Raw genomic sequence first — 26,984 nt, 5'->3', positions numbered from 1 at the left:
CATCGTGATTCACGCCACCACGGCCCATCCGGCCCGGCCCCGGCCTTTCCTCTTGCGCCAGCGCTTGACCGCCTTCGCTACCGTCCCGGCACTCGCCTTGGCCACCGCGCTTTGCGCACTGTCCAGCGACAGCGTGCTGGCGCAAGCCACAGAAACGCAAACTCAGGCCAAGCCGGCTGCGGCACAAAAAGTTCTGCGCTACGCCTTCCGCGTGGCCGAAACCGGCTTTGACCCGGCGCAGATCTCTGACACCTATTCCAAGACCGTGGCTGCGGGCATCTTCGATGGACCGCTGAAGTACGAGTACCTGTCCAAGACACCCAAGCTGCTGCCCAACACCTTGGTGGCCATGCCCGAGATTTCGGCCGACTTCAAGACCCTCACCTTTGAAGTCAAGCCCGGCATCTTCTTCAATGACGACGAGGCCTTCAAAGGTAAGAAGCGCGAGCTGACCGCCGCCGACTACATCTACTCCATCAAGCGCCACTACGACCCACGCTGGAAGAGCCAGAACCTCTATCTGCTGGAGAACGTCAAGATTCTGGGCCTCTCGGAGTTGCGCCAGAAATTGATGAAGGCCAAAAAGCCTTTTGACTACGACCAGCCTGTGGAAGGCCTGCAGGAGCTCGGCCGCTACAAATTCCAGGTCAAGCTGGGCGTGGGCGACCCGCGCTTTGTCTACCAGTTTGCTGACCATGCCTTCCTGGGTGCCGTCGCCCGCGAGGTGGTGGAGTTCTATGGCGACAAAATCATGGAACACCCGGTGGGCACCAATGCCTGGGCGCTGACCGAATGGCGCCGCAGCAGCAAGATCGTGCTGGAGAAGAACCCCAACTTCCGCGAGGAGTACTACCGCGAGCAAGCCCCCGCCGACAAACCCGAACTGGCCGCCCAGGCCAAGGCCTTGCAGGGCAAACGCATCCCCATGATCGACCGCGTGGAAATCGCCATCATCGAAGAAAACCAGCCGCGCTGGCTGTCCTTCGTCGGCGATGAGGCCGATGTGCTGCCCGAGGTGCCGTTTGAGTTTGCTGGCATCGCCTTCCCAGGCGACAAGCTGGCCCCCACGCTGGCCAAGAAGGGCGTGCAGATGTCGCGCTTCATCTACCCCGAGATCGCCTTCTCCTACTTCAATATGGAAGACAAGACGGTGGGCGGCTACACGCCGGAGAAGATCGCGCTGCGCCGCGCCATCTCCCTGGCCATGGACGTGGACAAGCAGATCCGCCTGGCCCGCCGTGGCCAGGCCATCGCGGTGCAAGGCCCGTCCATCCCCGGTGTGTTCGGCTATGACCCGGCCTTCAAATCGGAGATGAGCGAGTACAACCTGGCCAAGGCCAAGGCCTTGCTGGATCTGTATGGCTATACCGACAAAAATGGCGATGGCTGGCGCGATATGCCCGACGGCTCGCCGCTGCGCATCGAGTACGCAACCCAGCCCGACAGCACCAGCCGCCAGCTGATCGAGCTCTGGAACAAGGGCCTGGACGCTTTGCAGGTCAAGATGGTCTTCAAGTCTGCCAAATGGCCAGAGAACCTCAAGTCCGCCAATGCCGGCAAGCTGCAGATGTGGGGCGTGAGCTGGGTGGCGAGCACGCCGGACAACGACACCTTCTTGGCCTTGGGCGACAGCAAGAGCAAGGGCAATAAAGCCCGCTTCAACCTGCCGGCCTATGACGCGCTCTACCAAAAACAAAAAGCCCTGCCCGATGGCCCCGAGCGCCAAGCCGTCATGCGCGAGGCCCAGCGCCTGCTGATTGCCTACATGCCCTACAAGATGGACGTGCATCGCGTCTTCACCGACCTGGCGCAACCCTGGGTCAAGGGCTACGAGCGCAATGTCTTTGTCCGCACCTATTGGAACTATGTGGACATCGACCCCGTGGCGCAAAAGGCGGCTCAGCAGTAGTCCTCAGCCCGGCGCGGCCGCCGGGCCGCATTGCCCGCCCGCAACCCCACCGGCGCCGCCTGCAGCACCAGGCGCTGGCAACAGGATTTGTCTTTTGATGGAAAAGAAGATGAGGATGTTGTCCTGCCTAGGAGTCTGCGCGGCAGAAGGCGTCGATAGCGAGAAGTGGCCCCAGCGAGGCCAGTTTTTGCCGGATTTGCAGCCCCATAGCGGGGCTATGGGGCAAAAATCCGGTGAAAAATGGACCGCTGCGGCCACTTCGCAGCCGACGCCCCTTCTGCCGCGCAGACTCCTAGGGGTTCTGGCCCTGGCCTGTGCACTCGGGCTGCCCTCGCCGGGGCAGGCGCAGTCGCAGTCGCAGTCACAAAACGCTGCGCCGGGCGCTGCGAGCGAGCCCAAGCTGCTGCGCTACGCCTTCCGCGCCGCCGAAACCACTTTTGACCCGAGCCAGATCAACGACATCTACTCGCGCGTCATCACCGCCCATGTGTTCGAAGCACTCTACAGCTACGACCACCTGGCGCGGCCCGCCAAGATCGTGCCGCTGATCGCTGCCGGCCCGCCCGAGGTCAGCGCCGATTTCAAGACCTGGACGGTGCGCCTGCGGCCCGGCATCTACTTCGCGGACGACCCCGCCTTCAAAGGTCAACGGCGCGAGTTGGTGGCCGAGGACTTCGTCTACAGCTACAAGCGCTACGCCGACCCGGCCCTGAAGAGCCCCAACTGGACCACGGTGGAAGAGGCCGGCCTGATCGGCCTGGCCGAGCTGCGCCAGCGCGCCCTGCGGGACAAAAAGCCCTTCAACTACGACGCCGCCGTGCCGGGCCTGCGCGCCCTGGACCGCTACACCCTGCAACTGCAGACCACCCAGCCGCGGCCGCGCCTGCAAGAGATGCTGCTGAGCAGCAATGACTTGTTCGGCGCCGTCGCCCGCGAAGTGGCCGAGCATTACGGCAGCAAGGTCGGTGAGCATCCGGTCGGCACTGGGCCCTTTGTGCTGAAGAGCTGGCGGCGTTCTTCCCAGATTGTGCTGGTGCGCAACCCCGCTTACCGCGAGCGCTTCTACGAGGCCCAGCCAGCGGCGGACGACGCCGAGGGTCAGGCCTTGCTGGCCCGCTTCCAGGGCCGCCGCATTCCCATGCTGGACCGCATCGAGGTCAGCATCATCGAAGAGGCGCAGCCGCGCTGGCTGTCCTTTCTGAGTGCCGAGCAAGACTTTTTGGAGCAGGTGCCGGAGGACTTCATCGACCAGGCCATGCCCGGCGGCCAGCTGGCGCCCACACTGGCCAAGCGCGGCATTCAGCCACGGCGCCAGGTGGGTTCGGACGTGACCCTGAGCGTCTTCAATATGGAAGATCCGCTGGTCGGCGGCATGGCGGCCGAGAAGGTGGCGCTGCGCCGCGCCATTTCACTGGCGCTGGACATTCCGCGCGAGATCCGCCTGGTGCGGCGCGGCCAGGCCGTGCCAGCGCAAAGCAATCTGGCACCCCACACCACCGGCTATGCGGCCGACTACCGCAGTGATTTGTCCAGCCACGATATGGCGCGCGCCAAAGCGCTGCTGGATGTTTACGGCTATGTGGACCGCGACGGTGACGGCTGGCGTGAGCAGCCCGACGGCAGTCCGCTGATCCTGCTGCGCAATACCCAGTCCGACGCGGCCTCACGCCAGCTCGATGAGCAATGGCAGAGGGCCATGAACGATCTGGGCCTCAAGCTCAGCATGAAGGTGGCCCAGTGGCCCGAGAACCTCAAGGCCGCACGCGCGGGCCGCTTCATGATGTGGAGCGTGGGCTCACGCGCCGAGCAGTTGGACGGGCAAAAAGCCCTGCAGCGCCTCTACGGCTCGGCCGGTGGGCAAAACCTGGCACGTTTCAACAGCCCCGAATTCAACGCCATTTACGACCGCCTGCAAGGCCTGCCCAATGGCCCCGAGCGCGAGGCTTTGTTTCTGCAAGCCAAGCGCATTGGCGCGGCCTTTGTGCCCTACAAACCGCATGTCCACCGGATTTACACCGACCTGAGCCAGCCTTGGCTGATCGGATACTACCGGCCGCTGTTCTGGTTGGATTGGTGGCAGTTCGTCGACATCGCCAGCGAGCGTCACCCCGAAAAATGAGCCCATCTCCCCGCGCCTCCACCTTCTGCCTGTCCCGCCGCAGCGGCCTGTTCTTGAGTTTGCTGGCATTGGGCAGCTTGGCGCTGAGTCCGGCCAGCATTGCCGCTGCCCCCGCAGCCAGTGCGCCAGCGAGTGCTGTTAGCAGCAAACCCGCCGGCGAGAAGGTGCTGCGCTACGCCTTCAAAGTGGCCGAGACCGGCTTCGACCCGGCCAAGGTGCAAGACCTGTATTCGCGCATCATCACCGCCAATATCTTCGAAGGCCTCTACAGCTACGACTACCTCGCGCGGCCCTACAAACTCAAGCCTCAGACTGCAGCGGCCCTGCCCGAACACAGCGCCGATTTCAAGACCTGGACGGTGCGCGTGCAGCCCGGCATCTACTTTGCCGACGACCCGGCCTTCAAAGGCAAGAAGCGCGAGCTGACGGCGGCCGACTATGTCTACAGCTTCAAACGCTTTGCCGACCCGCAGACCAATAGCCCCACCTGGGACGGGCTGGAAGAGTTGCACCTGCTGGGCCTCAACGAATACCGCGCCGAAGTCGAGAAGAGCAAAAAGCCTTTCAACTACGACCAGCCCATCGAAGGCCTGCGCGCGCTGGACCGCTACACCCTGCAATTCAAGCTGGCCGAAGCGCGGCCCCGCCTGCCGCAAACCCTGGCCGATGGCAGCCTGCTGGGCGCAGTGGCCCGCGAAGTGATTGAGGCGTATGGCGACAAAAGCATGGAGCATCCGGTCGGCACCGGGCCCTTCATGCTGGGCGACTGGCGGCGCAGCAGCCTGATCGAGTTGCGCCGCAACCCCGGCTACCGCGAGCGCTATTACGAGGCCGAACCGAACGCGGACGACGCCGAGGGTCAGGCCATGCTGGCGCAGTTCAAGGGCCGGCGCCTCCCCATGATCGACCGCGTGGAGGTGGCCATCATTGAAGAGAACCAGCCACGCTGGTTGTCGTTTCTGAACGCCCAGTTCGATGTGCTCTACACCTTGCCCGAGGACTTCACCGCCCAGGCCATTCCGGGCGGCAAGCTGGCACCCAATCTGGCCAAGAAGGGCATGCAAAAGCACACCATCGTGGCTTCAGACGTTTTGTTCACCGTCTTCAATATGGAAGACCCGGTGGTGGGCGGCTTCGCGCCGGCACAGATTGCGCTGCGCCGCGCGATCTCACTGGCCACCAATGCGGAGCGCGAAATGCGCATTGCGCGGCGTGGCCAGGCCATCAGCGCGCAGTCCATCATGCTGCCTCACACCAGCGGCTACAACCCCGAGTTCAAGAGCGAGAACGGCGACTACGACCCGCAACGCGCCCGTGCCTTGCTCGACCTCTACGGCTTTGTGGACCGCGACGGCGACGGCTGGCGCGAACGCCCCGACGGCAGCCCGCTGGTCTTGGAAAGCCTGACTACGCCCGAAAGCTTCCAGCGCCAGGTCGATGAGATTTGGTCCAAGAGCCTGGCCCAGATCGGCCTGCAGGTGAAGTTCAAGTCCGCTAAGTGGCCGGAGAACCTGAAGAGCTTGCGCGCCGGCAAGTTCCAGATCTGGTCGCTGGGCAGCAGCGCCTCGACGCCCGATGGGCAAGACGCCCTGGGCTTTTTCTACAGCCCGCGCATCGGCGGCCAGAACTACGCCCGCTTCAATCTGCCCGCCATGGACCGGCTCTACGAGCAGACCAATGGCCTGCCCGATGGGCCGGAACGCGATGCCGTGTTTCTGGCCGCCAAGCGCCTGGGCGTGGCCTACGCGCCCTATCGGGCGCGCGGCCACCGCATCATCACCGACCTGGCGCAACCCTGGGTGAGCGGCTACCGCCGGCCGGCGTTTGCGCTCGACTGGTGGCAGTACGTGGACATTGATAACAGCAAGCGGCCCTGAGATGAAACAACAAGCAGCCAAGAGCAAGACTAGGCGCCGCCAACTCCTAGCCGCGGGGGCAGGAGCGGCAGCGCTGGGCTTGTGGCCGCTGAGCGCTGTCGCCAGTTCGCCCACCAATACGGCGGAGATTGCCGGCAAAGGCGAGAGCGCTGCTGCCGTCAAGACCCTGCGTTATGCCTTTCAGATCGCGGAAACGGGTTTTGACCCGGCGCAGGTCAGCGACGACTACTCACGCACCATCACCCCGCACATCTTCGAGGCGCTCTACGCTTTCGACTACTTAGCCATGCCGGTCAAGTCGGTGCCGCTGACGGCAGCGGCCTTGCCCGAGATCAGCAATGATTTCAAGACCTGGACCATCCAGCTCAAACCCGGCATCTTCTTCGCGGACGATCCGGCCTTCAAAGGCAAGCGGCGCGAGTTGACGGCCGAGGACTACGTCTACAGCTTCAAGCGCTTTGCCGACCCCAAGATCAATGCGCCGCTGTACGCCGGCGTCGAAGAACTGGGCATCAAGGGCTTGCTGGAGTTGCGCAAACAGGCCATGGCCGAGAAGCGCGCGCTGGACTACGACAAGCCGATTGCCGGCCTGCGCGCACTGGACCGTTACACCCTGCGGATCGAGCTGGAACAGCCGCGGCCACGCCTGCTGGAAAACCTGTCGTCCTCCGATCTGTTGGGAGCGGTGGCGCGCGAGGTGGTGGAGGCTTACGGCAGCAATATCGCCGAGCATCCGGTCGGCACCGGGCCTTTTGTGCTCAAGCAGTGGCGCCGTTCCAGCCTGATCGTGCTGGAGCGAAACCCCGGCTATCGTGAGCGTTATTACGAGGCCCAACCGGCCGCCGACGATACCGAGGGTCAGGCCTTGCTGGCCAAGTTCAAGGGCCGCCGCCTGCCCATGGTGGACCGGGTGGAGGTCTCCATCATCGAAGAGTCGCAGCCGCGCTGGCTGAGCTTTTTGAACGCCGAACACGACCTTTGCTACATCGTCCCAAACGACTTCGTCACCACCGCCTTGCCCGGCAACAAGCTGGCCCCCAATCTGGCTAAGCGCGGCATGGTGCTGCACCGGGTGCTGGCGGCGGATGAGGCCTTCACCTTCTTCAATATGGAGAACCCCACGGTGGGCGGCTACACCCCCGAGAAAGTGGCGCTGCGCCGCGCCATCTCACTGGGGCTGGATGTGGAACGCGAGATCCGCCAGGTGCGGCGCGGCCAGGCTATGGTGGCGCAAAGCCATGTGGTGCCACACACCTCGGGCTACGACCCGCAATACCGCTCGGAGATGAGCACCTACGACCCGGCCCGCGCAGCCGCCTTGCTGGACGCCTATGGCTATATCGACCGCAACGGCGACGGCTACCGCGAGATGCCCGATGGCTCGCCCCTGCTGCTGGAGGTGGCCACCCAGCCCGACGCCCAAAGCCGCCAATATGACGAGTTATGGCAGCGCTCATTCAATGCGCTGAACATCAGGGTGAAGTTCTTTGCCGGCAAATGGCCCGAGCAAATGAAGGCGGCGCGCGCCGGCAAGCTGATGCTTTGGATGATGGGCAATTCCGCCGGCTCACCCGACGGCTTGGAAGCGCTGCAGTACCTGTACGGCCCGCAATCCGGTAACCAGAACATCTCGCGCTTTCGCAACAAGGAGTTTGATGCCTTGTACGAGCGCATGCTGGTGATGCCCGACGGGCCCGAGCGCGAAGCCTTGTTCCTACAAGCCAAGCGCATCCAGGCCGCCTACCTCCCCATCAAAACCCATGTGCACCGCATCCGCAGCGACATCACCCAGCCCTGGCTGCTGGGCTACCGCCGCCCCATATTCCGCAACGAGTTCTGGCACTTCGTCGACATTGACCTGAGCAAAAAGCCCTGAATTGGGGTCAGAGTCGATTTATCGTGTGGAATGGATTGCCGCCCCTAATCCCCGCACTTGTCTGGTGCGCAGTCGCTACGATCTGTGACCATAGGCGGTAGCGGCAATCCTGCCCCTTCGCCCGAAACTGCCCCGCACACCGCATGAGCGTCACGCCTCAAAAATCAAAACCGCGTCGTCGAACGGCTCGACCTGCTGAAGCAGCGCCGGCGCACGAGCACGCGGGCCACGATCATCATCTGCATATGACGGCGCCCAATGCGCTGCTTTTGATGCTGGAAGCCCGCGCGCCCTGGGAGTTCGCCAGCCTGCTGGCGTCTATCCCCTGGCTGCGCCGGCTGCCGCGTGGCGATGGCCATCCGGTGATCGTGTTTCCGGGTCTCGGCGCCAATGACTTGAGTACCCGCCCGCTGCGCAGCTTTTTGGAAGCGTTGGGGTATGAGACCCATCCCTGGGGCCAGGGCTTCAACTTCGGCCCGCGCCACGGCGTGCTGGAGCAATGCACGGCCGATGTGAAGCGCCTGTTTAAGCATCATGCCCAGCCGGTCAGCTTAGTGGGCTGGAGCCTGGGCGGCATTTACGCCCGCGAGTTGGCCAAAGAATTGCCAGACCATGTGCGCAGCGTCGTCACCCTGGGTACGCCCTTCACCGGACACCCACGGGCCACCAATGCCTGGCGCTTTTTCGAGTTTGTCAGCGGCCACAAAGTGGGTGACCCGGCCATGATGGCCCAGATCCGCCGCGCCCCGCCGGTGCCCACCACCTCCATTTATTCGCGCAGCGACGGCATCGTCTCCTGGCGCTGCAGCCTCAATGAAGCCGGCCCGCTGTGCGAAAACATCGAAGTGCCGGCCAGCCACATCGGCCTGGGGCTGAACCCGCTGGCCTTTTACGTTCTGGCTGATCGGCTGGCCCAACACCCCGAGAGCTGGCAACCCTTTGAAGCCGAGGGCCTGCGGAAGTGGTTCTTCAAGGTGGCATCGCACCGTTGATGCGGGCCTTCAAGGGCTGCCGGAAGGTGAGAGGGCGGCGACAATGGCCGGCCCCACTTGCCGGCCCTGCGCATTGATCCATGCCTGATGAACAAACGCCACTTGCTTGCGCCGCCGCGCCGACCCAAGCCCTGCTGAAAGCCCGGCCCATGTGGCAGCGGGTGATCTGGTTATTGGCCGGCTTGCTGAGCTTGGCACTGGGCATCGCAGGCATTTTCTTGCCGCTGCTGCCCACAACCCCCTTCATCTTGCTGACGGCGTTTTGTTTTTCACGCGGCAGCAGCCGCTGCGAAGCCTGGATCCTCAATCACCGCACCTTCGGCCCCATGGTGCGCGACTGGCGTGCCACCCGCGCCGTACCTCTGCGCGCCAAACAATTTGCCAGCATGATGATGGCGATCGGCTCGGTGTGGGCCGCCATCACCTTGCCCACGCAATGGGCCTGGCTGCCGGCGCTGTGTTGCGCCTGCGTGGCCACTTGGCTGTGGCGGCTGCCGACACGGCGCTGAGACGGTCGACGTTTGCTCTGCCGCCGTTGTGGCCGGGTCAATCGCTCAGATTGATGTTGGCTAGGCCGCTTTCCATAGCAAAAACAGGTACCGACTTCCACATCCCCCCATTGGAGGGAACCCGCCGCGACACCCCCCGCGTATCCCCCATCACTCCCCCTCCGGAGTGATGGAAAACGGGTAGGCCAGCGCCGAATACTTGTGCCACTGACGACGCAGAGATCCCAAGCAGTCAAGCCCTTCCCTCCGCGTCAGCCCACATGTCTTTAGGAATGATGGAGCTCAAAATGAGATTTCAAAGCCTGTTCCAGAACCTCTGCCAGAGCCGGCAGCTTGCACACACCGCCATCATGGCCAGCGCCGCCGCAGCGTCACAACTCAAGGCCAAAACGGCGTCGGATGAGGATCGCTTCGGCAGCTGCGGCTGGTTTGACTCCAGTTATGAGTTGAGCCAGGGGCTGCTCATCATTGAGGAGATGGATGAGGATGCGCGCTTGCATTTAGAGCTTGAAATGGCTTGATGGCAAAGTCGGAATTTCGTTTCCTCTTCGATTTTGCTCAGGCGGGCGTCACAACAATCGCCGGGCCATTCGATGAAATCCGCCGGGAATTGCAGCCTTACCGGCCAGCCAAACGCGCCTAGTTTCAAAGACAATCCGCCGAATCCTTCAATTGGCTCAGGCACGGTGAAAAACAGAACATTGGGTCAATCTCAGATTGCTGCAGCATTTTTTCTCTCCGGTGCATCGGCGCTGATTTATCAAATCGGCTGGCAGCGGCTTCTGTTTGTCATCATTGGCGTTGACATCGAGTCCATCACCATCATCGTTTCCACCTTCATGCTGGGGCTAGGCCTCGGCGCTTGGCTCGGAGGCTGGCTGGCTGACCGTTTTCCAAAGCGGGTGCTGGCAATTTTCTGTTTGTTTGAATTGCTGATTGGCAGTTACGGCTACGTGAGTTTTGACCTGCTGAATGCCAGCGCCTTGGCCTTCAGCCAACTCAGCCGAGGCGATGCAGCCGCGCTGAGTTTTTGCCTGCTACTACTGCCCACCATGTGCATGGGCGCCACTTTGCCGATGTTGGTAGCGCATGCTGTGCGCCAATCGGCCACCGTCGGCGTCGCGACTGGCTCCCTCTATTTCATCAATACCCTCGGTGCGGCCTTAGGTGCCGTTGGCATGGGTTTTTTCCTGCTGTATTGGCTGGACTTGCGACAAACCATCAGTATCGCCGCCGGTATCAATTTACTTGCCAGCCTGATTGTGGCCAGCACTTTTATTGGAAAGCGCTGAAATGAAGGCCTTGTCCATATTCTTGTCCTTCTGCGTCGGCTTTCTAAGCCTGAGCCAAGAAATCCTGTGGGTGCGCCTGGTTAGCTTCAGCCAGCATGGTCGCCCGCAGGCATTTTCGATTGTGTTGACGGCCTTTCTGATCGGTATCGCTCTCGGTGCCATTGCGGGCAAGAGGATCTGCCAGCGCGAGCCCGATTTGCCTCGGGCTGCCACCCGGCTATTGCTGCAAGCCGCCGCACTGGACTTGCTTTGCCTCTACATTGCCTCCGCGGCGCTGACCTACGCCCCATTTCAATTGATGGGCTTGTTCGGCTTGATTGCCATGAGCGCAATGTTCAAAGGCATGCTTTTCCCCTTGGTCCATCACATGGGCAGTCAAGCCGCTACGGAGCGGGTCGGGCGCTCCGTGTCCCATGTGTATATGGCCAATGTGCTGGGCGCTGCCTTAGGCCCGCTAATGACGGGCTTTGTGCTGCTCGACCGGGTCTCGGTCGAACGCTCGTTTGCCTTGATCGCTTGCGCGGGCGCCGTCTTGGCCTTGATTACGCTGCTCGCGACACGAAGTCGCGCCAAAAAATGGTGGATACCTGCGGTCTTATTCTGTGGGCTTACCGCATACGTCGCCAGCGCACCACCGCCCGTCATCCATGATTTATTGGCGGCCGACGGCAGCACCATCAAACATATTATTCAAAACAAGCACGGCATCATTCATGTGAAATCGAGTGATGGGGAGCCCGGCGGCGACGTGACCTATGGCAACAATATGTATGATGGCAAGATCAGCACCGATCTGCATATCAATTCCAACCGCCTGGATCGCGCCTATTTGATGGCCGTGATGCACCCCAAACCCAAACGGGTGCTGGTGATCGGCCTGAGCAGCGGCGCCTGGACCCGCGTGATTGCTGGTTTGCCGGATGTTGCGCATATCGACGTCATCGAGATCAACCCCGCTTATCTCGAGTTGATCGGGCGATATGAAGCATTCTCGGGTCTGCTCAAGGATCCACGCATCAACATTCATATTGACGATGGACGGCGCTGGTTACGCGCCCATCCTCAAGCGCGTTATGACCTCGTTTTCATGAACAGCACCTTTCACTGGCGCGCTTATATGACGCTGCTTTTGTCAGGCGAGTTCATGCAGCAGGTGAGTGGCCACTTGAATACTGGTGGCATTTTCGCCATGAATACCACCGGCAGCGCTGACGTGTTTTTCACGGCTCAGCAGAATTTCAAGCATGTGGTGAGATACAGCAATTTCGCCTATATGAGCCAAATGCCGCTGCAAAAACGCGCCGATGCGGAACAGGTGCTGCGGCAGGCTCGCCTCGGTTCCCTGCCGGCATTCTCAGCCGAGTTATTCAATGAAAAATCGCTGGGCCACCGCTTGACGCATGATCGCTTGGAAAGCGCCGCCGAGTTTCTTGCCAATGAAGCGCGCAATCCCGCGCCCGCAGCCATCCATGACCAAAACCTCTTGACCGAGTTTCGTCATGGCCGTCAACCTCTGTTTGGCCTGTTGGAGAACTGGCTTCCGGCCACTCCGCACAAAGATTGAGGCAAAGCCGGACTAGCAAGGCTCTTGCAATTACGGCCCCTGCCAATCGCAGGCGTGCTGTTTAAAACCGCGATCAAAATCGCCGAAATGAGTGAGCAAGCGCGTGGCCGAGCCCGCTCTTGAACTCGTCAAATCAGGGTGTGCATTGGGTTTTGCGATATCAATGCCCGCCAACCCCAACATGCTGGGGAAGATGGAGAGCGTACTGACCGCGCGGCGGCTGTTGTCCGTCAAGCTAGCCAACGCATCGCCACGCGCTTGGCGCCACTGGGGCGACAACCAAACGAACATCGGCACACGGTAGTTCTTCTCGGCCGCAAAGCCGTGCCCGCCGCGCGGGCACTTGCCGTCAAAGAATGTTTCTCCATGGTCGGCCGCATAAACCAGGCTGGCAATTTGGCCAGTTTGCGCCAGCAATTCAATCGCCTGATTCAGCACGGTGTCGGTGTACAGCACGCTGTTGTCATAGGTATTGAGCAAGAGATCCTTCTGACTGCTGCGCCACAAATCACCTTTGTCTGCCCAAGCCAGCGCCGGCTGGAACTTCGCATACCCCTCAGGATAGCGATGCCCGTAGTGCATATGGCTGCCAAGGGTGTGCAGAACAATCAATTGCTTGGTTTCCTTGCGGCGCGCCAATATCTGCTTCAGATGCGGCAGCAAATCGCCGTCCAAGGCCCCCGCACCGCGGTAATCCACTGCATTGATGAAGAACTGTTCGTCGGCCTCTCTGGCCAATACCGAGATCGGCGTTTCATGCGCCCCCGCCGCGCCTTGCGTGCTGAGCCAGTAGGTTTTAAAGCCGGCCTGCTTGTAGGCCGTCAACAAAGAGGCCTCAACCGGCGGGGCCAACATATTCTCAGGTGGCCGCCGCGTCAGCATCAGAGGCACTGACTCACGGGTGGCCGATGCTGCGCTCACCGCATCCTTGAACAAGAGCAGGTCTTGGCGTGCCGACAGATGCGGCGTGGTGGCGCGCTGCGCGCCAAACAAATGCCAGCGGTCGGGGCGGCCTGTCTCACCAATCACCAAGATGTGAACCTGGGGCTGACCGGCAAAGCTGATTTCGCGGGCTTTGACACCAAAGTCAAAACCCTCAATCGCCGCGCGATGGTCGTGCAAGGCTTGGCGGTGCTCCATATAGCGCGCCCATCGCAGCGGCAGGCCCCAAGGAAACAAGGGTTCCAACTCGCGCAGAAAGTCGGGCTTGGCCTGCTCCAGAGAATGCGTCAGATAGGGATTGAGCTCTGTCTCATCCGCGCGCTGCAGGTCTTTTTCCGCCCACAGCAGCAAGGCTTGGCCGAGCACCAGCAAGGTACCGGCAATGGCCACCCAGTAGCGGGACCGGTGAGACCAACGCCTATCGCGCGACCAAATCACGGCCGCAGCCCAGAAGACCGCAGCACTGATCATGCCGACGCTCAGGATCACCGCGCCCAACCACGGGCCAATCCAAGCCAAAGCCTCAACCCGATTGGTTTCCGCGATCACCCCAAACACATGGGCGCCGGCTGGTTGGGCGAAATGAATCAAATAGAAAAGCTCAAACGGTGCCAACAAAGCGCTTGGCACCAGCAAGACCAGCAAATAGCGACTGCGGCCGACGAGCGCCAGTAACCAGAGCGTCACCGACAGGCAAAGCAGCAAAGGCATGGCCCTGTCAATAGCGGCGACCTCGCGGCCCTGGGTTTGCCAGCTCAGCCAACAGGCCGGTAGCAGGGGCAAGACAAAAACAATGGCGGCGGCCAGTGCTTCACGCCAATCGCGGCCGCGCTCAATCTCTCGCATCAACAAGCTCGTCGTTCTCTATTTAGCTAAAAAGCAGCCCTGGCCGGCTGCGGCAAAAGCCAATGCTTTGGTCACGCGAATCGGGGCGCCCAAAAAAGCATCAAGACGTTGAATTCTTGACGATCGCATCTCTGATCACCGCCACATCTACATCGGTCGAAACCGCCCAAGACAGGCGTGAATTCTGCAAGTTGGGCGTGAACGTGATCGTCTTGCCACCCAAATCGGCCCCCACCTTGGTGGCCGGCATGAAGGTGGCCACGATCACGCCGTCTGTGGCCTCAACGTTGGTCAACACATTGGTGGCCGTCCAGGCAGCGATGCCATTGCTACTCGTATTGCAGCCTGTGACGGTGCCGCTGTCTTGGGCGCAAACAGCGACAGCCAGCCTCACACCGTCCATGCTGGAGATGGCCGACGCGACCCTGCTCTTGGCGACATAGTCCTTGTATTGGGGGATCGCTACCGCAGCCAAGATGCCGATGATCGCCACGACGATCATCAATTCAATCAGTGTGAAACCTTGGTGGAAACGCTTTATGTTCATGATGTGAGGCACCTGGTATTGCAGCGGAGGGTTGACGAAAATGGGGCGACGCCAACTCTTCAACGCATGGCGCGTGCCAAGCCTGGCCAAGGCCATTTTGTGAGTTTCCACACGGAATCGTCCTGAGGACCAGGCCGGCGCTGACCAAACGCGTCAACAAAGATGACACAAGCCGTCGATGCCAGCAAAGAGTGACCCTTTGCGCCATCCAGCAAGCCCGGCAGCAAATGTCGGCTCGAATGGCGAAGCCCAGGAGCGACTTAAGGGGCGATATAGCCCGAGATTGCCATGCCAGCGGTTTCGGCCGCCGGGTAAGCAAAAAAAAGCGCCTCAAGAGGCGCTTTTTTGATTGGGCCGACCATGATGTCGACCCTGGACTCGCTATCAGTATCAGGTACCAGCAGCGGTCGAATTCTTGATGATGGAGTCATACACAGCCTTCGCGGCTGTCTGGTCAACGTTGGTTGCAACCGTCCACGACAGACGCGCATCGGTCAACACTGGGGTAAAGGTAATTGTCTTGCCACCCAGATCGGCGCCAACATTGGCTGCAGGCGTGAAGGTAGCGACGATGACGCCATTCGTGGCAACAACCGTAGTCAGGATGTTGGTGGGCGTCCAGGCAGGGATACCAAACGCGCCAGAATTGCAACCAGCCAACCCGGCATTTTCCTGTGCGCACAGAGCAACAGCCTTCTTCACACCGTCCATGCTGGACACAGCCGAGCCGGCCTTGGTCTTGGAGGTGTAGTCCTTGTACTGAGGAATGGCCACAGCAGCCAGGATACCGATGATGGCCACGACGATCATCAGTTCGATCAGGGTGAAACCTTGTTGGACGCGCTTCATGTTCATGATGGAGATCTCCTGGCCGAAGCCAAATAAAAAAGCCGTTGAGGGGTGGGGGACAACCCCCTTGAATGCAGGGGTCGTGCCAGCTTGTTTCAACGCTCTTCTCGTGCGTTTCGTCACGCTCCGGCTGGGCAAGGGCCTCACGGGCTGACAAAAATTGTCAACCCAGGTGACACAAAGAGGTTGAGGCACAAGGAAGTGACAATTTACGTCCGCACTACGCGGCGCCAGAAAAAATTTTGGGGTCAGAGTCGATTAATCGCAGCAAGGATTAATCGACTCTGACCCCAATAAAAGGAGATCGTGGGTGCAGGGCTACAGCACCATCACCTGTCCGGCCTGCAAAGGTGCAAGTTTGTGGGCGGTGCTCAGGGCGGCAATCTCGCTCATCACGGCGTCCACCTCGCCGGGCTTGATGTGGGTGATGTGCACCTCCACCGGCCCTTGCAGATGCTGCAACTCCAGGGCCAGCGAGGCGGGGCAGAGGTGTTTGCTGACGGTGGCAACTTGCTGTTCCTCGTCGCTGAAGGCGGTTTCGATCACCAGGTGCGAGAGCTTGAGTTCGGCCAAGCGGCGCCACAGGGCCGGGTTGGGCCCGGTGTCGCCGGTGAACACCCAGTGGGCGTGGCCGCTGGCCGGGCCGCCGTCCACGGCAAAACCGACCGCAGGAACGGTGTGCGCGGCGCTCAAGACCTCGACCTGGCGCTCGCCCAATTGCAGGCGATCGCCGATCTCAAAAGGATGCAGGCTCAGCACCGGATGCTCGGCCGAGGGCAGACGGGTGAAGTCGGGCCAGATCACACCGTTCAGGATGTGATCACGCAGCGCCTTGAGCGTGGGCGCCAGGCCATGCACCTGAATCGGCGGGCGGCCGGCCGCGGCGCGCAAGCGCAAGACCGAATCGGCCAGCAGCGGAATGGCCAGCACATGGTCCAGATGGGAGTGGCTGACCAGGATGTGATCAATGCGAGCCAGCGCTTCCAGCGACAAATCGCCCACGCCGGTTCCGGCGTCGATCAGCACATCGTCGTCCAGCAGGAAAGCGGTGGTCTTGAATCCGGCGGCGATAGCGCCTGAACAACCGAGGACGCGAATTTTCATGAAGGGGGTCAAATGGGGATTTTGGGATCCTGCCGCGGCATGTGTGAGATGCTGTGCTCTCACGCAGAAACGCGCCCAGAGACCGCAATGTACGCACCCAGCCAAGACACGCAAGTGCGCAATACCGGTTTTTTCCGGCAGGCGAACGCCCCGCGTATGCCCCGGCGTGAATGCGTGATTTCCTTCACGTCGGCAAAGCTGCCTGACACCCCGGGCCAGGCGCGCCAGCCCTTGGCATACTCCGCCCTTCACTGCTGGGCGCATCATGGCTACCAATGACAAAAACAAGGGCGCTACCAGCCTGAAATTCATCACCCCCACGGGCAAGACCGGCATGACGCTGGAGGAGTTGCTGGAACAAGCGCGCACCTTGAAAGCGGCCGGTGAGCTTGAGCGGCGCAAAGCCAAAGACACAGGCGCTTCCGGGCGAGTGCACGAAGCAGCGGAGGACGAGGCCGAAGGCGATTCAGACGACGATGCTGACGACACCCCGCCTTCCGGTGCACTCAGCGCCGACGAACAAGTGCTGCTGGACGCCCTGCTGCTGGCCGGCAACACGCGCGGGGTGGAAGGCCTGCGGCTTTGGCTGCAAGCGGCCGATGCGCAACGCTATCCCTCGGGCCGCGCCTTCACGCCGGCCGAGATCAGCAAATGCCTGAAGTCCCTGCACCGCCGTGGCCTGCTGCATCTGCAGCAAGGGCGCGGCTATGTGGCCGATGTGCGTGAACACAGCGAACGCCTGCAAACCCTGCTGCTGCGGCCCGAGGCCAAGGACTACTGGCGCTGGCTGGCCTGGGTGCTGGCCGGGGGCCACGGCAGCCCGCTGCAGCCCAATAACTGGTTGAGCTTTCGCAGCGGCGATGAATGCAGCAAACTGCTGCGCCTGCTGATGTTCTCGGGCATGCCGCGGGTCGACTTCGAGTCGCGCCTGGTCTATTGGCATGAGTTGCAAGAGCCCGCTCGCATGAGCGATGTGCTGTGCCGCCCCTGGATGCCCGAGGCCCTGGGCCGGGTGGCGCCTGATTTGCTGGAAACCTTGCTGGCCCAAGCCCTGCGCATCTTGCCGGCGGACGACGCCCGCGCCTTGCAATTGGAGCAATGGTTGCTGGCGCGCTTCACGAGCAAGCCGCTGGACGTGCCGGCAGCGCAGCGCGCCATGCTGGCCGAGCGGCAAGCGCTGGGCCTGAACTTCAAAGCCATGCGTGAGCTGCTGGCCGGCCTGGAGGACCCGGCCCTGCCAGCCTTCGAGGCCCTAGAAGCCGCCGCCCGCGGGCAATGGGCCGAGGCCGCCGCCACTTTTGAGCTGGGCATCAAGGAAGTGCGCAAGGCCCACAAGCTGCGCCGCGCGCCGCTCAGCGAAGACCTGTCGCGCATCTATGTGTGCTGCTTGCTGGCGCAAGACGATCCCAAGCTCTGGGACGCAGCGCGCAAATACTGCGTGAGCGAATCGGGCTCGCGCAGCCCTTCGCCGCATGAGTTATGGGGCCGCTGGGCCCATGTGATTGGCGCGCGGCTGGGCGAGGTCACTTTCGACCCGGCCTGCCTGCAATATGTGCCCGCCCTGGAAGTGCGCGAGCATGGCCTGCCCCAGGCGGCCGACCGCCTCTTGCTCGCCGCCTGGCTGGGCAAGCCAGCGCCGGGCTGGGAGCCGCTGGCCGCCCAAACCCTGGTGAACCAGTTGACCAAGACCGGCCAGCTCTGGCATGCCGCCTGGACTGCCCAGGCCGCCGAACGGCTGGAACTCGGCAGCATCACGGTCGCGCTGGGCGGCCAAGCCCAAGCCCAAGCACCCGTCTCCTTCCTCGGTGGCCCGCGCGAAGCCTGGCGCGACGCCCTGGCCGCCATCACCGCGCTGGCGATCGAGCCCGAAGGCAAAGCCGGTGCAACGGCCAGTGCCCTCGACCTGGCCTGGTCGCTCACCCTCGACAGCCAAGCCCGCGTGCAAAAGCTGGAGCCGCTGGAGCGCAGCGTGAGCGCGCGCGGTGTCGAGAAGCTCAAACCCATCAGCCTCGCCAAGCTGAAGAAAAACAGCCAACCGCATGCGCGCGACAACGCCGTGCTGCGCCACATCGAACGCAGCCCCTACAGCGGCGCCAACAGCTTTCAGCTCGATGTGACGCAGGCGGCCATCGCCCTGGTCGGCCACCCCGCCGTGATGCTGGCCGACGCGCCCGGCCAATGGCTGGAACTGCTCGAAGCCCAACCCGAGCTGGAAGTGCAAAAGAAAACCGGCGCCGACGGGGAACATTTCGAATTCCGCATCCTGCCCGATCTGATCCCGCGCGGCGCGCCCCGGCTGGACGGCTGGATGGGCACGAATTACGAGCTGGAAAGCGCCAAGCGCGAGGCCTTGCGCATCGTGCGCGACGGCCCGCAACGTGCCCGCCTGATCCGCATCAGCGCGGCGCAGCGCCGCGTGGCCGAACTGGTGGCGCAGGGCTGGACCGTGCCCGCCAGCGCCACCGCTGAGCTGGGTGCGGCCCTGCAAGTGCTGAGCGCGCATTTCCAGCTGCACAGCGACGCCACAGCCGGCCAGGTGGTGGCGGGCGACAGCCGCTTGCGCGCCCAACTCAAACCCCTGGGCGAGGGCTTGCAGCTGCAGTTGGTGGCCCAGCCCTTCGGCGCCTTCGGCCCCGCCGTCACCCCGGGCCAGGGCCGCGCCCGCCTGATGTGCATGCACGAAGGCGTGAGCCTGGCCACTGAACGCGACCTGGCCGCCGAGCAAGCTGCCCGCGAGCAGGTGCTGGAAGCCCTGCCGTTTTTGGACCCTGAACTCAGCCCCGCCTCGCCCTGGCAGTTGAATGACCCGGAAGAAGCCCTGCACGCCGTCGAGCTGCTGCCCGGCCTGCCCGGCATCGCCGCGCTGGACTGGCCCAAGGGCAAGCCCCTGCGCGTCAGCCCACTGGCCAGCCCGGCGCTGAATGTGCAGGTCAGCAGCGGGCGCGACTGGCTGGGCCTGCAGGGCGAGGCGAAATTGGACGAGCAACGCGTGCTCAGCCTGCAAGAGCTGATGAGCTTGGCGCGTGCCTCGCGCAGCCGCTTTGTGCGCCTGGGCGAGGGCGAATACCTGGCCCTGAGCGAGCAGCTGCGCCAGCAATTGCGCGACCTCGACGCCCTGGCCGTGGCCAAGAAAGATCAGCTGCAACTGCCCCAGGCGGCGGCCTCTTGGCTGGAAGAAACCTTGAACGATATGCAGCTGGCCGGCGATTCACCCTGGCAGGCCCGCATGGACGCGCTGGCCCAGGCCGCGGCCCTTCAGCCCGCCGTGCCGCCAAGCCTGCGCGCTGAATTGCGCAGTTATCAGCAAGAGGGTTTTGCCTGGATGAGCCGGCTGGCCCAAGCCGGCCTGGGCGCCTGCTTGGCCGATGACATGGGCCTAGGAAAAACCGTGCAGACCCTGGCCCTGCTGCTGACCCGCGCCGAAGCCGGGCCGGCCCTGGTGCTGGCGCCCACCTCGGTGTGCGGCAACTGGCAGGCCGAGACGCAAATCTTCGCCCCCAGCCTAACTTGCAAAATCTACGGCGAAAGCGCCAACGCGGCGGAGCGTGCCGCCATGATCGCCACGGCCGGGCCGGGCGATGTGATCGTGGTCTCTTACGCCTTGGCGCAGATCGATGGCGAGAGCCTGGCCGACAAGCCCTGGGCCACGCTGGTGATGGACGAGGCGCAAGCCTTGAAGAACGCAGCCACCAAGCGGGCCAAGTCGGTGGCCGAGTTCAAGGCCGAGTTCCGCCTGGCCTTGTCGGGCACGCCGGTGGAAAACCGCCTGGCCGATTTGTGGTCCATCATGAACCTGATCAACCCCGGCTTGCTGGGCACGGCCAGCCAGTTCAGCGAGCGCTTCGCGACGCCGATCGAGAAGCACCAGGATCACGCCGCCCGCCAGCGCCTGCGCCGCCTTGTCAGCCCCTTCTTGCTACGCCGCACCAAAACGCAAGTGCTGCAAGACCTGCCCCCGCGCACCGAGATCGTCCATCTGGTGCAACCCAGCAGCGAGGAAAAAAGCTTTCTGGAAGCGCTGCGGCGCAATGCCAGCGAGGCCGTGGCCAAGGCCGCCGCGGGTGGCCAGGCCGCGCCCATGCAGGTGTTGGCCGAGCTGATGCGCTTGCGCCGCGCCGCCTGCGACCCGCGCTTGGTGGCGCCGGAGCTGGGCCTGGTGGGCGCCAAGATGGCCGAGTTCGAACGCGTGGTGCGCGAGCTGGTCGACGGCAGCCACAAGGCCTTGGTGTTCAGCCAGTTCACCGACTACCTGAAGCTGCTGGCCGAGCGACTCGACACCATGGGCGTGAGTTACCAATACCTGGACGGCAGCACCCCGGCGGCCGAACGTACCAAGCGTGTGGCGGCCTTCCAGCGCGGTGAGGGTGAGGTCTTCTTGATCAGCCTGAAGGCGGGCGGCTTCGGCCTCAACCTGACCATGGCGGATTACGTTTTGATCGTCGACCCTTGGTGGAACCCGGCCGCCGAAGACCAAGCCACCGGCCGCGCCCACCGCATGGGCCAGAAGCGCCCGGTGACGGTCTACCGCCTGGTGACCGCCGGCTCGGTGGAAGAGCGCATCATCGACCTGCACCGCGACAAGCGCGGCCTGGCCGATGGCATTCTGGAAGGGCAGGAAGAGGCCACCGTTCTGGATGCCAAGGCGCTGGCGGAGTTGTTGCGCGGCTGAGTGAATGCGTGCTGACCATCGCGAACGGCAACAGTCAAAAAATGCAAGAGAGAGCAAGACGTGTCTGAATCAAGCATCGTGGTGATCGGCGCGGGCCTGAGCGGCCTGCATGCCGCCTGGCGTTTGCAAGCGGCCGGCCGCGCGGTGCTGCTGGTGGAGGCGCGCGAGCGTGCGGGTGGCCGCATCCTGAGCCTGCCCGGTGCTGAGGCCGCCGCGCATCAGCTGGACCTGGGCCCCTCCTGGTACTGGCCCGAGCTCAACCCCCTGCTGAGTGCTTGGGTGCAACGCCTGGGGCTCAGCAGCTACCCGCAGCACAGCGAGGGCGCCGGCCTGTTCGAAGGGCAGGATGGCAGCCTGCGCCGCCTGGGCCAAAGCTGGGAGCAAGCGCCGCGTTCGATGCGCATTGCCGGCGGCATGGCCGCCCTGGTCTCGGGCATACAAGCCTTGTTGAGCGATGTGGATTACCGGCCCGGCACGGTGGTGGAAGGGCTGCAGCTGCGGCCCGCAGGCGGCGTGGAGTTGCTGCTGCGCCAAGGCGAGCGCCGCGATGTGCAGCCGGCCGCTGGCGTCATCAGCACGCTGCCGCCGCGCCTGCTGGCGGAGTTGCCGGCACAGCCCGCTTGGCCGCCCGAACAAGTGCAAGCCTGGCGCCGGACGCCGACCTGGATGGCCGGCCAAGCCAAGTTTGTTGCAGTCTATGAACGTGCGTTTTGGCGCGAGGCAGGCTTGTCGGGTGCGGCCATGAGCCAGCGCGGGCCCATGGCGGAGATCCACGACGCCTCCAGCCCAAGCGGCGAGGCCGCTGCGCTGTTCGGCTTCATCGGCTTATCAGCCGCCCAGCGCCAAAGCATGGGCGAAGAAGCATTGCGTCAGCGGGCGCTGGCCCAGTTGGCGCGCTTGTTCGGGCCTCAAGCAGGACGGCCGCTGAGTACCGCGCTGCAGGACTGGGCCAGCGAGCCCTACACCGCGCATCACCTGGACCATGCCCCCCTCGGCCATCACCCCAGCTATGCGCCCGGCCGCGTGCCGGCCGATTGGCAAGGCCGACTCTGGTTGGCTGGCACCGAATTCGCACCGCATTCGGGGGGCTACTTGGAGGGCGCACTGGAAGCGGCCGAGGCTGCAAGCAAGCTGGCCTAAGCGAACTCAGCGCCCATCAAGCCAGCCCCTGCGCTATCGTGCCGCCATGAGCACCGCCGCCCCAACGTCCACGCCTGCCCCCCGCCAGCAACCGCGCTTCCTGCCCGAGCCCGGGCCCTGGGCCTTGGCTTTTGTGCTGGTGTTGACTGCCGCCCTGCTCGTGCTGGCCTATTGGCTGCTGGATCCCACGCCGGCCAAGCGCATCGTGGTGGCGACCGGGCCTGAGCAAGGCGCTTATGCCGAGTTTGCCAAGCGCTATGTGCCCTTGCTGCAAGCCCAAGGCGTCAAGCTGGAGCTGCGGCCGACGCAAGGGTCGGCCGAGAACCTGGCCTTGCTGCGCGACCCCCGCTCCGGCGTGCATGCCGCCTTTGTGCAGGGCGGCGTGGAGCCACCCGATCGCGACAACCCCGAGCCCACCCTGGTGACCCTGGGCAGCGTGGCCTACGAGCCGCTGTGGCTGTTTTACCGCGAAGACAGCGCCCAGCGCCTGCTCGCCGGCAAGCCGCTGACGCGTTTGAATCAGCTCGGCAACTGGCGCATCAATAGCGGCCCGGCGGGTGCTGGCACCGGGCCGATGTTCCGCCAGATTGCGGCCTTGGGCGGCGTGCCGGCGCAAACCCTGCATCGCGGCGGCGCCGGCACGGTCAACGGTGTCGTCAGCCTGGTGCAGGGCCAGGACGATGCGCTGGCCATGGTCGCCGCCCCGGAAGCGCCGTTTGTGCAATACCTGCTGCACACGCCCGGCGTGCAATTGTTCGAGTTTGAGCAGGCCGAGGCCTATGTGCGCCGGCTCGGCTTTCTGCACCCGCTGCGCATGCCGCGCGGCCTGATCGACCCCGCGGCCGACCGCCCGGCCAAAGAGGTGCGCATGATCGCCACCACCGCCTCCCTGGTGGTGCGGGAAGACTTGCACCCGGCCCTGGTGCAATTGCTGGTGCAAGCGGCCGTCAAGGTGCACAGCCAGGCCGGCTGGTTCAGCCGCCAGGGTGAGTTCCCCAATCTGCAAGCACCCATCTTCCCGGTCTCACCCGAGGCCGAGCGCTTCTACCGCAGCGGCCCGCCCTGGTTGCAGCGCTATCTGCCTTTCTGGCTGGCCAATTTCTTCGACCGCATGTGGATCGTGCTGCTGCCTTTGCTGGCCGTGCTCTTGCCGGCCTCCCGCTTCTTGCCGCCCATCGTTGAGTTGCGCCTGCGTTCGCGCGTGTTCCGCTGGTATGGCCAGTTACGTCAGCTGGAGCTGGCGGCCGGCCAGCGCGCGCCGGATCAGCTCAAGCAGGAGCTGGATCAAATCGAAGCCCATGTGGCCGGCATCAAGGTGCCACTGAGCTATGCCGACGAGCTTTACGCCCTGCGCACCCACATCGCCATGATCAGGCGCAAGCTGGAGACCACGCCGATGGGGATGGCGACGGCGGCGACGGCAACTACGTCAGCGTCAGCGGCACCGCCCCCGTCAGCGCCAGCCGCGTCTCAAAGTGGCGCAGCTGGCCCGTCACCGGGTCGGTGAAGCTGAGGCTGCGCGCCAGCAGTTGCAGGGCTTGGCGATAGTCCGGCTCGGTTTCTTCCGGCAAGAGGCGCGGATAGATGCGGTCACCCAGAATCGGCAGGCCCAGGGCGCTCATTTGCGCGCGCAGCTGGTGCTTTTGCCCGGTTTTCGGTCGCAATTCATAACGCGCCAAACCATCGGGCAGCCGCTCCAGCAACGCGATCTGGGTTTCGGCATTGGGCTCACCCGCCACTTCCTGCATCTGCATAAAGGCCTCGCTGCGTTCTTCCAGGCGGCTGCAGCGCAGCAGCGGCAGGCTCAGCTCTGGCCGGAAGGGGGCAATCGCCTCGTAAACCTTGCTGACGGCGCGGTCGCGGAACAGGTTTTGATAGGCACCGCGCGTGGCCGGCTTCAGGCTGAACAGCACCAGGCCGGCGGTTTCACGGTCGATGCGGTGCGCAGGCGTGAGTTCGGCCAGGCCCGTGGCCTGGCGCAAGCGGGTCAGCAGGGTCTGCTGCACATAACGGCCGGCCGGCAGCACCGGCAGGAAGTGCGGCTTATCGGCCACCAACACATACTCGTCCTGAAACAGGATTTCTGCCTCGAACGGAATCTGCGGCTCTTGCGCCAGGTGGCGCCAGTAGTAGATGCGGCTGCTGGCCCGGTAAGGCGCCGTGGCAGGCAAGACCTGACCCTCAGCATCCAGCACCTCGCCCGCCTGGAGACGCGCCAGCCAATCGGCCCGGCTGACGCGCGGCAGGCGCTCGCTCAAAAAGTCCAGCAGCGTGGCCCAATGCCCGGCCGGGCAAGCCAGCGCGCTGGCGGCCACACCGTTGCGCAGCGGCAAATCAAGCTTGGGCGGGCGGCTCACGGCTGACTCACTAGCGACTCATTCGATTTGCGGCCCGCTGCGTGCGCGTTCATCCATATAGCGGCGGATATTGACCAGGTCCTGCTCGTCGGCCTGCGGGCCGCGCCAGGCGCGGATCCAGGCCTCGCGCTGCGGATCTTGTGCCAGCTTGCGCACGACCTGGTCGATGGCGGCAATCGCCTTGCGGCCCTCGGGCGTGCGGCTGCATGCGGCCGTGGCCACCGCCGTGCTGCGGCCCTCGGCAATCGGCAGCTTGACCAATTCGGGGCCAGCCGCACTGCCCTCGGCGCTTTTGTCGAACTCGTCAACGATAGAGGGGTATTCCAGCGTGTAGTCCATGCGCTGCGCGCGAAGCATGGCCAATAAATGGTTGCCGCGCCCGCTGGGCAAGGTCTTGGGCGCTTGCTCGCCCTGGGCCTGCAGCAAGGCATCGATCTTGGGGCCGAAGGAGCGCCCGCGCGGCAGCAGGCCCACCAGGTCCTTGCGCTGCAAGATCTCGCTCAAACTCAAAGGCTGCGCGGCGTCCGGTGTGAACTGGGCCAGCTTGTCGCGCCGCACGATGACGTGGATCTGGCGCGAAAACTGCGGCGGATACATATGGGTGAAGTAGAGCCAGCTCAGGCGCTCCGGCGTGCGCACATGCAGCACCGAGCAGATGGTCTGGCCCTGGCGCACCAGGGTCTCGAAGCGGGGCATGCCGGCATCGACAAACCCATGGCGGAACTGCGGCATGCGCTCGACCATGAGCCGCAAGAAGCCGTCGATCTCACCGCGGCCAATGTCGTCGATGCTGCGCGGCGCGCGGCCATTGATGTAGCTGAAATGAGGCGGGTAGTCTTGCACCAGCCACTGCATCGTGAACGGTGGCTCGGCAGCGGCGACCACCGTCGGCGCGAACGACGCGCCGGGCGATGCAGCCGGAGATGCGTTCGCAGCGGCCACCACGGGGCCAGCAGCTGCGCCGCCAGCGCTCAGGGCCATGGCCATGCCCGCCAAAGCCGCAAGCGTCGCTTGCGCCGCACCCAGCTTGGCGCGCATCAAGAACAACAGCACCGCCACCTAGCCTTACTCGCCTTCCACCCACTCGATGCGGGCGCCCAGGCTGCAGATGTTTTCCACAAACTGCGGGTGGGCGCGGCGGATCGGCGTGGCGTTGCGGATCACTGAACGGCCGGGGATGCTGGCCGCCACCATCAGCAGGGCGATGGCCACGCGGATGATGTAGGGGCTTTCGACCTCGGCGGCATGCAGGGGCTTGCCGCCGAAAGTGACCATGCGGTGCGGGTCAGACAAGAAGGCATGGCCGCCAAACTTGCTCAGCTCCGAGGTCCAGCCCATGGCGCCGTCGTAAATCTTGTTCCAGAACATCACGCTGCCTTCGGCCTTGATGCCCAGGGCCACAAAGATCGGCAGCAGGTCCACCGGCACATAGGGCCAGGGAGCAGCTTCCACCTTTTGCAAGATGTTGCGGGTAAAGGGTTCTTTGACCTTGAGCGGCCCATTCGTCACCGCGCGGGACCAGCCGTTCTCATGCACGATCTGCACGCCGAACTTGGCGAAAGTGCGGTCCAACAAGGGGAACTGCTCGGGCGTGGAGTTGCGCACCTCGACCTGGCCGCCGGTGATGGCGCCCAGGGCCAAGAAGGTGACGATTTCGTGGAAGTCTTCGGCAAAGGTGAACTCGCCGCCGCCCAGGGCGTCCACGCCGGTGATGCTCAGGCGCGAAGTGCCCAGGCCGTCGATCTTGGCGCCCAACATCTGCAAGAAGGTGCAGAACTCCTGCACATGCGGCTCGGAAGCGGCATTGGTCAGGGTGGAGCGGCCAGCAGCCAGGGCGGCGCAGAGCACGAAGTTCTCGGTGGTGGTGACCGAGGCGTAGTCGGTCCAGTGATCGTTGGCGCGCAGCTTGGCTTGGGCCACTTGCAGCACCAGGCCGTCGGGCTGGCGCGTCACCTCGGCGCCGAAGCGCTGGAACACTTCCACATGCGGGTCAATCTCGCGCACGCCCAGGGTGCAGCCGGTCACATCGTCTTCGATGCGGGCGGCACCGAAGCGCGCCATCAGGCCCGGCACCAGCATGATGGAGCTGCGCATTTCCTCGGGCAGGCGGTCTTTGGCCGCGTCGAAATGGGTGTCGCGGTGGTGCACATCGAGCACGCCGCTGGCGTAGTCCATGGACACCAAGCTGCCCAGGTTGCGGAACACCTCGAGGATCTTCTTGACGTCGGTGATCTCCGGCACGCCGCGCAGGCGCACCGGCTCACGGGTCAACAGCGTGGCGCACAGCACCGGCAGCACGGCATTCTTATTGGCCGAAGGAATGATGCGGCCGGCAAGTGGCGTGCCGCCGTGGACGATCAAATTGGACATGAGGCGTGGGCGTGTAGGGAAT

Annotated in this window: 19 protein-coding genes; 12 read left to right on the top strand and 7 right to left on the bottom strand. The window is 63.7% G+C overall.

Annotation, left to right across the window (positions count from 1 at the left end; genetic code table 11):
- Positions 1–4: 4 nt before the first annotated feature.
- From AABB87_RS00745 to AABB87_RS00705, 9 genes are all read left to right on the top strand, one after another.
- Positions 5–1,909 carry an ABC transporter substrate-binding protein gene (locus AABB87_RS00745; RefSeq protein WP_341969201.1) on the top strand — a complete coding sequence of 635 codons (1,905 nt, stop codon included), beginning with the start codon at positions 5–7 and terminating at the stop codon, positions 1,907–1,909.
- 217 nt (positions 1,910–2,126) lie between these two features.
- Entirely contained in the window at positions 2,127–4,028 is a 1,902-nt protein-coding gene (locus AABB87_RS00740; RefSeq protein WP_341969200.1) for an ABC transporter substrate-binding protein, read from the top strand.
- Positions 4,025–5,905, top strand: coding sequence for an ABC transporter substrate-binding protein (locus AABB87_RS00735; RefSeq protein WP_341969199.1), 1,881 nt, complete (start codon positions 4,025–4,027; stop codon positions 5,903–5,905). The genes AABB87_RS00740 and AABB87_RS00735 overlap by 4 nt, the downstream gene beginning before the upstream one ends.
- Position 5,906: 1 nt before the next feature.
- Complete coding sequence (locus tag AABB87_RS00730; RefSeq protein ID WP_341969198.1) at positions 5,907–7,781, top strand: ABC transporter substrate-binding protein; 1,875 nt, start codon at positions 5,907–5,909, stop codon at positions 7,779–7,781.
- A 245-nt stretch (positions 7,782–8,026) separates the two neighbouring features.
- Positions 8,027–8,773 (top strand): esterase/lipase family protein, encoded by a 747-nt coding sequence (locus AABB87_RS00725; RefSeq protein WP_341969197.1) that lies wholly within the window; start codon positions 8,027–8,029, stop codon positions 8,771–8,773.
- A gap of 80 nt (positions 8,774–8,853) precedes the next feature.
- Positions 8,854–9,282, top strand: coding sequence for a YbaN family protein (locus tag AABB87_RS00720; RefSeq protein ID WP_341969196.1), 429 nt, complete (start codon positions 8,854–8,856; stop codon positions 9,280–9,282).
- Positions 9,283–9,554: 272 nt separating this feature from the next.
- Positions 9,555–9,803, top strand: a complete 249-nt coding sequence (locus AABB87_RS00715) for a hypothetical protein (protein ID WP_341969194.1) — start codon at positions 9,555–9,557, stop codon at positions 9,801–9,803.
- Positions 9,804–9,875: 72 nt separating this feature from the next.
- A complete protein-coding gene (locus AABB87_RS00710; protein WP_341969192.1) occupies positions 9,876–10,574 on the top strand; it encodes a fused MFS/spermidine synthase in 699 nt (232 codons plus the stop codon).
- A gap of 1 nt (position 10,575) precedes the next feature.
- Positions 10,576–12,138 carry an MFS transporter gene (locus AABB87_RS00705; RefSeq protein ID WP_341969190.1) on the top strand — a complete coding sequence of 521 codons (1,563 nt, stop codon included), beginning with the start codon at positions 10,576–10,578 and terminating at the stop codon, positions 12,136–12,138.
- A 30-nt stretch (positions 12,139–12,168) separates the two neighbouring features.
- On the opposite strand, the gene AABB87_RS00700 is transcribed toward AABB87_RS00705, so the two are convergent.
- From AABB87_RS00700 to AABB87_RS00685, 4 genes are all read right to left on the bottom strand, one after another.
- Positions 12,169–13,926 (bottom strand): phosphoethanolamine transferase, encoded by a 1,758-nt coding sequence (locus AABB87_RS00700; RefSeq protein ID WP_341969189.1) that lies wholly within the window; start codon positions 13,924–13,926, stop codon positions 12,169–12,171.
- A gap of 100 nt (positions 13,927–14,026) precedes the next feature.
- Positions 14,027–14,569: a pilin gene (locus tag AABB87_RS00695; RefSeq protein WP_341969188.1), complete on the bottom strand. Its 543-nt coding sequence runs from the start codon at positions 14,567–14,569 to the stop codon at positions 14,027–14,029.
- Between the two features lie 294 nt (positions 14,570–14,863).
- A complete protein-coding gene (locus AABB87_RS00690) occupies positions 14,864–15,328 on the bottom strand; it encodes a pilin (protein WP_341969187.1) in 465 nt (154 codons plus the stop codon).
- Between the two features lie 312 nt (positions 15,329–15,640).
- Positions 15,641–16,426, bottom strand: coding sequence for an MBL fold metallo-hydrolase (locus AABB87_RS00685; RefSeq protein WP_058721261.1), 786 nt, complete (start codon positions 16,424–16,426; stop codon positions 15,641–15,643).
- A gap of 265 nt (positions 16,427–16,691) precedes the next feature.
- Between AABB87_RS00685 and AABB87_RS00680 the strand changes: the two genes are divergently transcribed.
- The 3 genes from AABB87_RS00680 to AABB87_RS00670 are packed head-to-tail and all read left to right on the top strand — an operon-like array spanning position 16,692 to position 23,742.
- Positions 16,692–21,095: a DEAD/DEAH box helicase gene (locus AABB87_RS00680; protein WP_341969184.1), complete on the top strand. Its 4,404-nt coding sequence runs from the start codon at positions 16,692–16,694 to the stop codon at positions 21,093–21,095.
- Positions 21,096–21,155: 60 nt separating this feature from the next.
- Complete coding sequence (locus AABB87_RS00675; protein ID WP_341969182.1) at positions 21,156–22,235, top strand: flavin monoamine oxidase family protein; 1,080 nt, start codon at positions 21,156–21,158, stop codon at positions 22,233–22,235.
- Between the two features lie 46 nt (positions 22,236–22,281).
- A complete protein-coding gene (locus AABB87_RS00670; RefSeq protein WP_341969180.1) occupies positions 22,282–23,742 on the top strand; it encodes a TAXI family TRAP transporter solute-binding subunit in 1,461 nt (486 codons plus the stop codon).
- Here AABB87_RS00670 and AABB87_RS00665 read toward each other — a convergent pair.
- From AABB87_RS00665 to AABB87_RS00655, 3 genes are read right to left on the bottom strand one after another with little or no spacing between them, the layout of a single operon-like run.
- Positions 23,660–24,592: a pseudouridine synthase gene (locus AABB87_RS00665; protein WP_341969178.1), complete on the bottom strand. Its 933-nt coding sequence runs from the start codon at positions 24,590–24,592 to the stop codon at positions 23,660–23,662. The two genes, AABB87_RS00670 and AABB87_RS00665, sit on opposite strands and share 83 nt — an antisense overlap.
- 18 nt (positions 24,593–24,610) lie before the next feature.
- Positions 24,611–25,645 carry a TIGR02285 family protein gene (locus tag AABB87_RS00660; RefSeq protein WP_341969176.1) on the bottom strand — a complete coding sequence of 345 codons (1,035 nt, stop codon included), beginning with the start codon at positions 25,643–25,645 and terminating at the stop codon, positions 24,611–24,613.
- A 12-nt stretch (positions 25,646–25,657) separates the two neighbouring features.
- The gene (locus AABB87_RS00655; protein WP_341969174.1) at positions 25,658–26,962 is read right to left on the bottom strand and encodes a UDP-N-acetylglucosamine 1-carboxyvinyltransferase; all 1,305 of its coding nucleotides are present in this window, start codon (positions 26,960–26,962) and stop codon (positions 25,658–25,660) included.
- Between the last annotated feature and the right edge of the window lie 22 nt (positions 26,963–26,984).

This window comes from Roseateles sp. PN1 (assembly GCF_038419725.1).
Lineage (GTDB): Bacteria > Pseudomonadota > Gammaproteobacteria > Burkholderiales > Burkholderiaceae_C > Paucibacter_A.
The sequence above is the reverse complement of the archived record's forward strand: the minus strand, read 5'-3'. Positions and strand labels throughout refer to the sequence as shown.

Excerpts from the sequence above, each read along its gene's own strand:
- AABB87_RS00680 (WP_341969184.1), top strand. The coding sequence starts at position 16,692 with ATGGCTACCAATGACAAAAACAAGGGCGCTACCAGCCTGAAATTCATC.
- AABB87_RS00705 (WP_341969190.1), top strand. The coding sequence starts at position 10,576 with ATGAAGGCCTTGTCCATATTCTTGTCCTTCTGCGTCGGCTTTCTAAGC.
- AABB87_RS00740 (WP_341969200.1), top strand. The coding sequence starts at position 2,127 with ATGGGGCAAAAATCCGGTGAAAAATGGACCGCTGCGGCCACTTCGCAG.
- AABB87_RS00690 (WP_341969187.1), bottom strand. The coding sequence starts at position 15,328 with ATGAACATGAAGCGCGTCCAACAAGGTTTCACCCTGATCGAACTGATG.
- AABB87_RS00670 (WP_341969180.1), top strand. The coding sequence starts at position 22,282 with ATGAGCACCGCCGCCCCAACGTCCACGCCTGCCCCCCGCCAGCAACCG.
- AABB87_RS00700 (WP_341969189.1), bottom strand. The coding sequence starts at position 13,926 with ATGCGAGAGATTGAGCGCGGCCGCGATTGGCGTGAAGCACTGGCCGCC.
- AABB87_RS00695 (WP_341969188.1), bottom strand. The coding sequence starts at position 14,569 with ATGGCCTTGGCCAGGCTTGGCACGCGCCATGCGTTGAAGAGTTGGCGT.
- AABB87_RS00710 (WP_341969192.1), top strand. The coding sequence starts at position 9,876 with ATGAAATCCGCCGGGAATTGCAGCCTTACCGGCCAGCCAAACGCGCCT.
- AABB87_RS00655 (WP_341969174.1), bottom strand. The coding sequence starts at position 26,962 with ATGTCCAATTTGATCGTCCACGGCGGCACGCCACTTGCCGGCCGCATC.
- AABB87_RS00725 (WP_341969197.1), top strand. The coding sequence starts at position 8,027 with ATGACGGCGCCCAATGCGCTGCTTTTGATGCTGGAAGCCCGCGCGCCC.
- AABB87_RS00685 (WP_058721261.1), bottom strand. The coding sequence starts at position 16,426 with ATGAAAATTCGCGTCCTCGGTTGTTCAGGCGCTATCGCCGCCGGATTC.
- AABB87_RS00720 (WP_341969196.1), top strand. The coding sequence starts at position 8,854 with ATGCCTGATGAACAAACGCCACTTGCTTGCGCCGCCGCGCCGACCCAA.
- AABB87_RS00730 (WP_341969198.1), top strand. The coding sequence starts at position 5,907 with ATGAAACAACAAGCAGCCAAGAGCAAGACTAGGCGCCGCCAACTCCTA.
- AABB87_RS00735 (WP_341969199.1), top strand. The coding sequence starts at position 4,025 with ATGAGCCCATCTCCCCGCGCCTCCACCTTCTGCCTGTCCCGCCGCAGC.
- AABB87_RS00715 (WP_341969194.1), top strand. The coding sequence starts at position 9,555 with ATGATGGAGCTCAAAATGAGATTTCAAAGCCTGTTCCAGAACCTCTGC.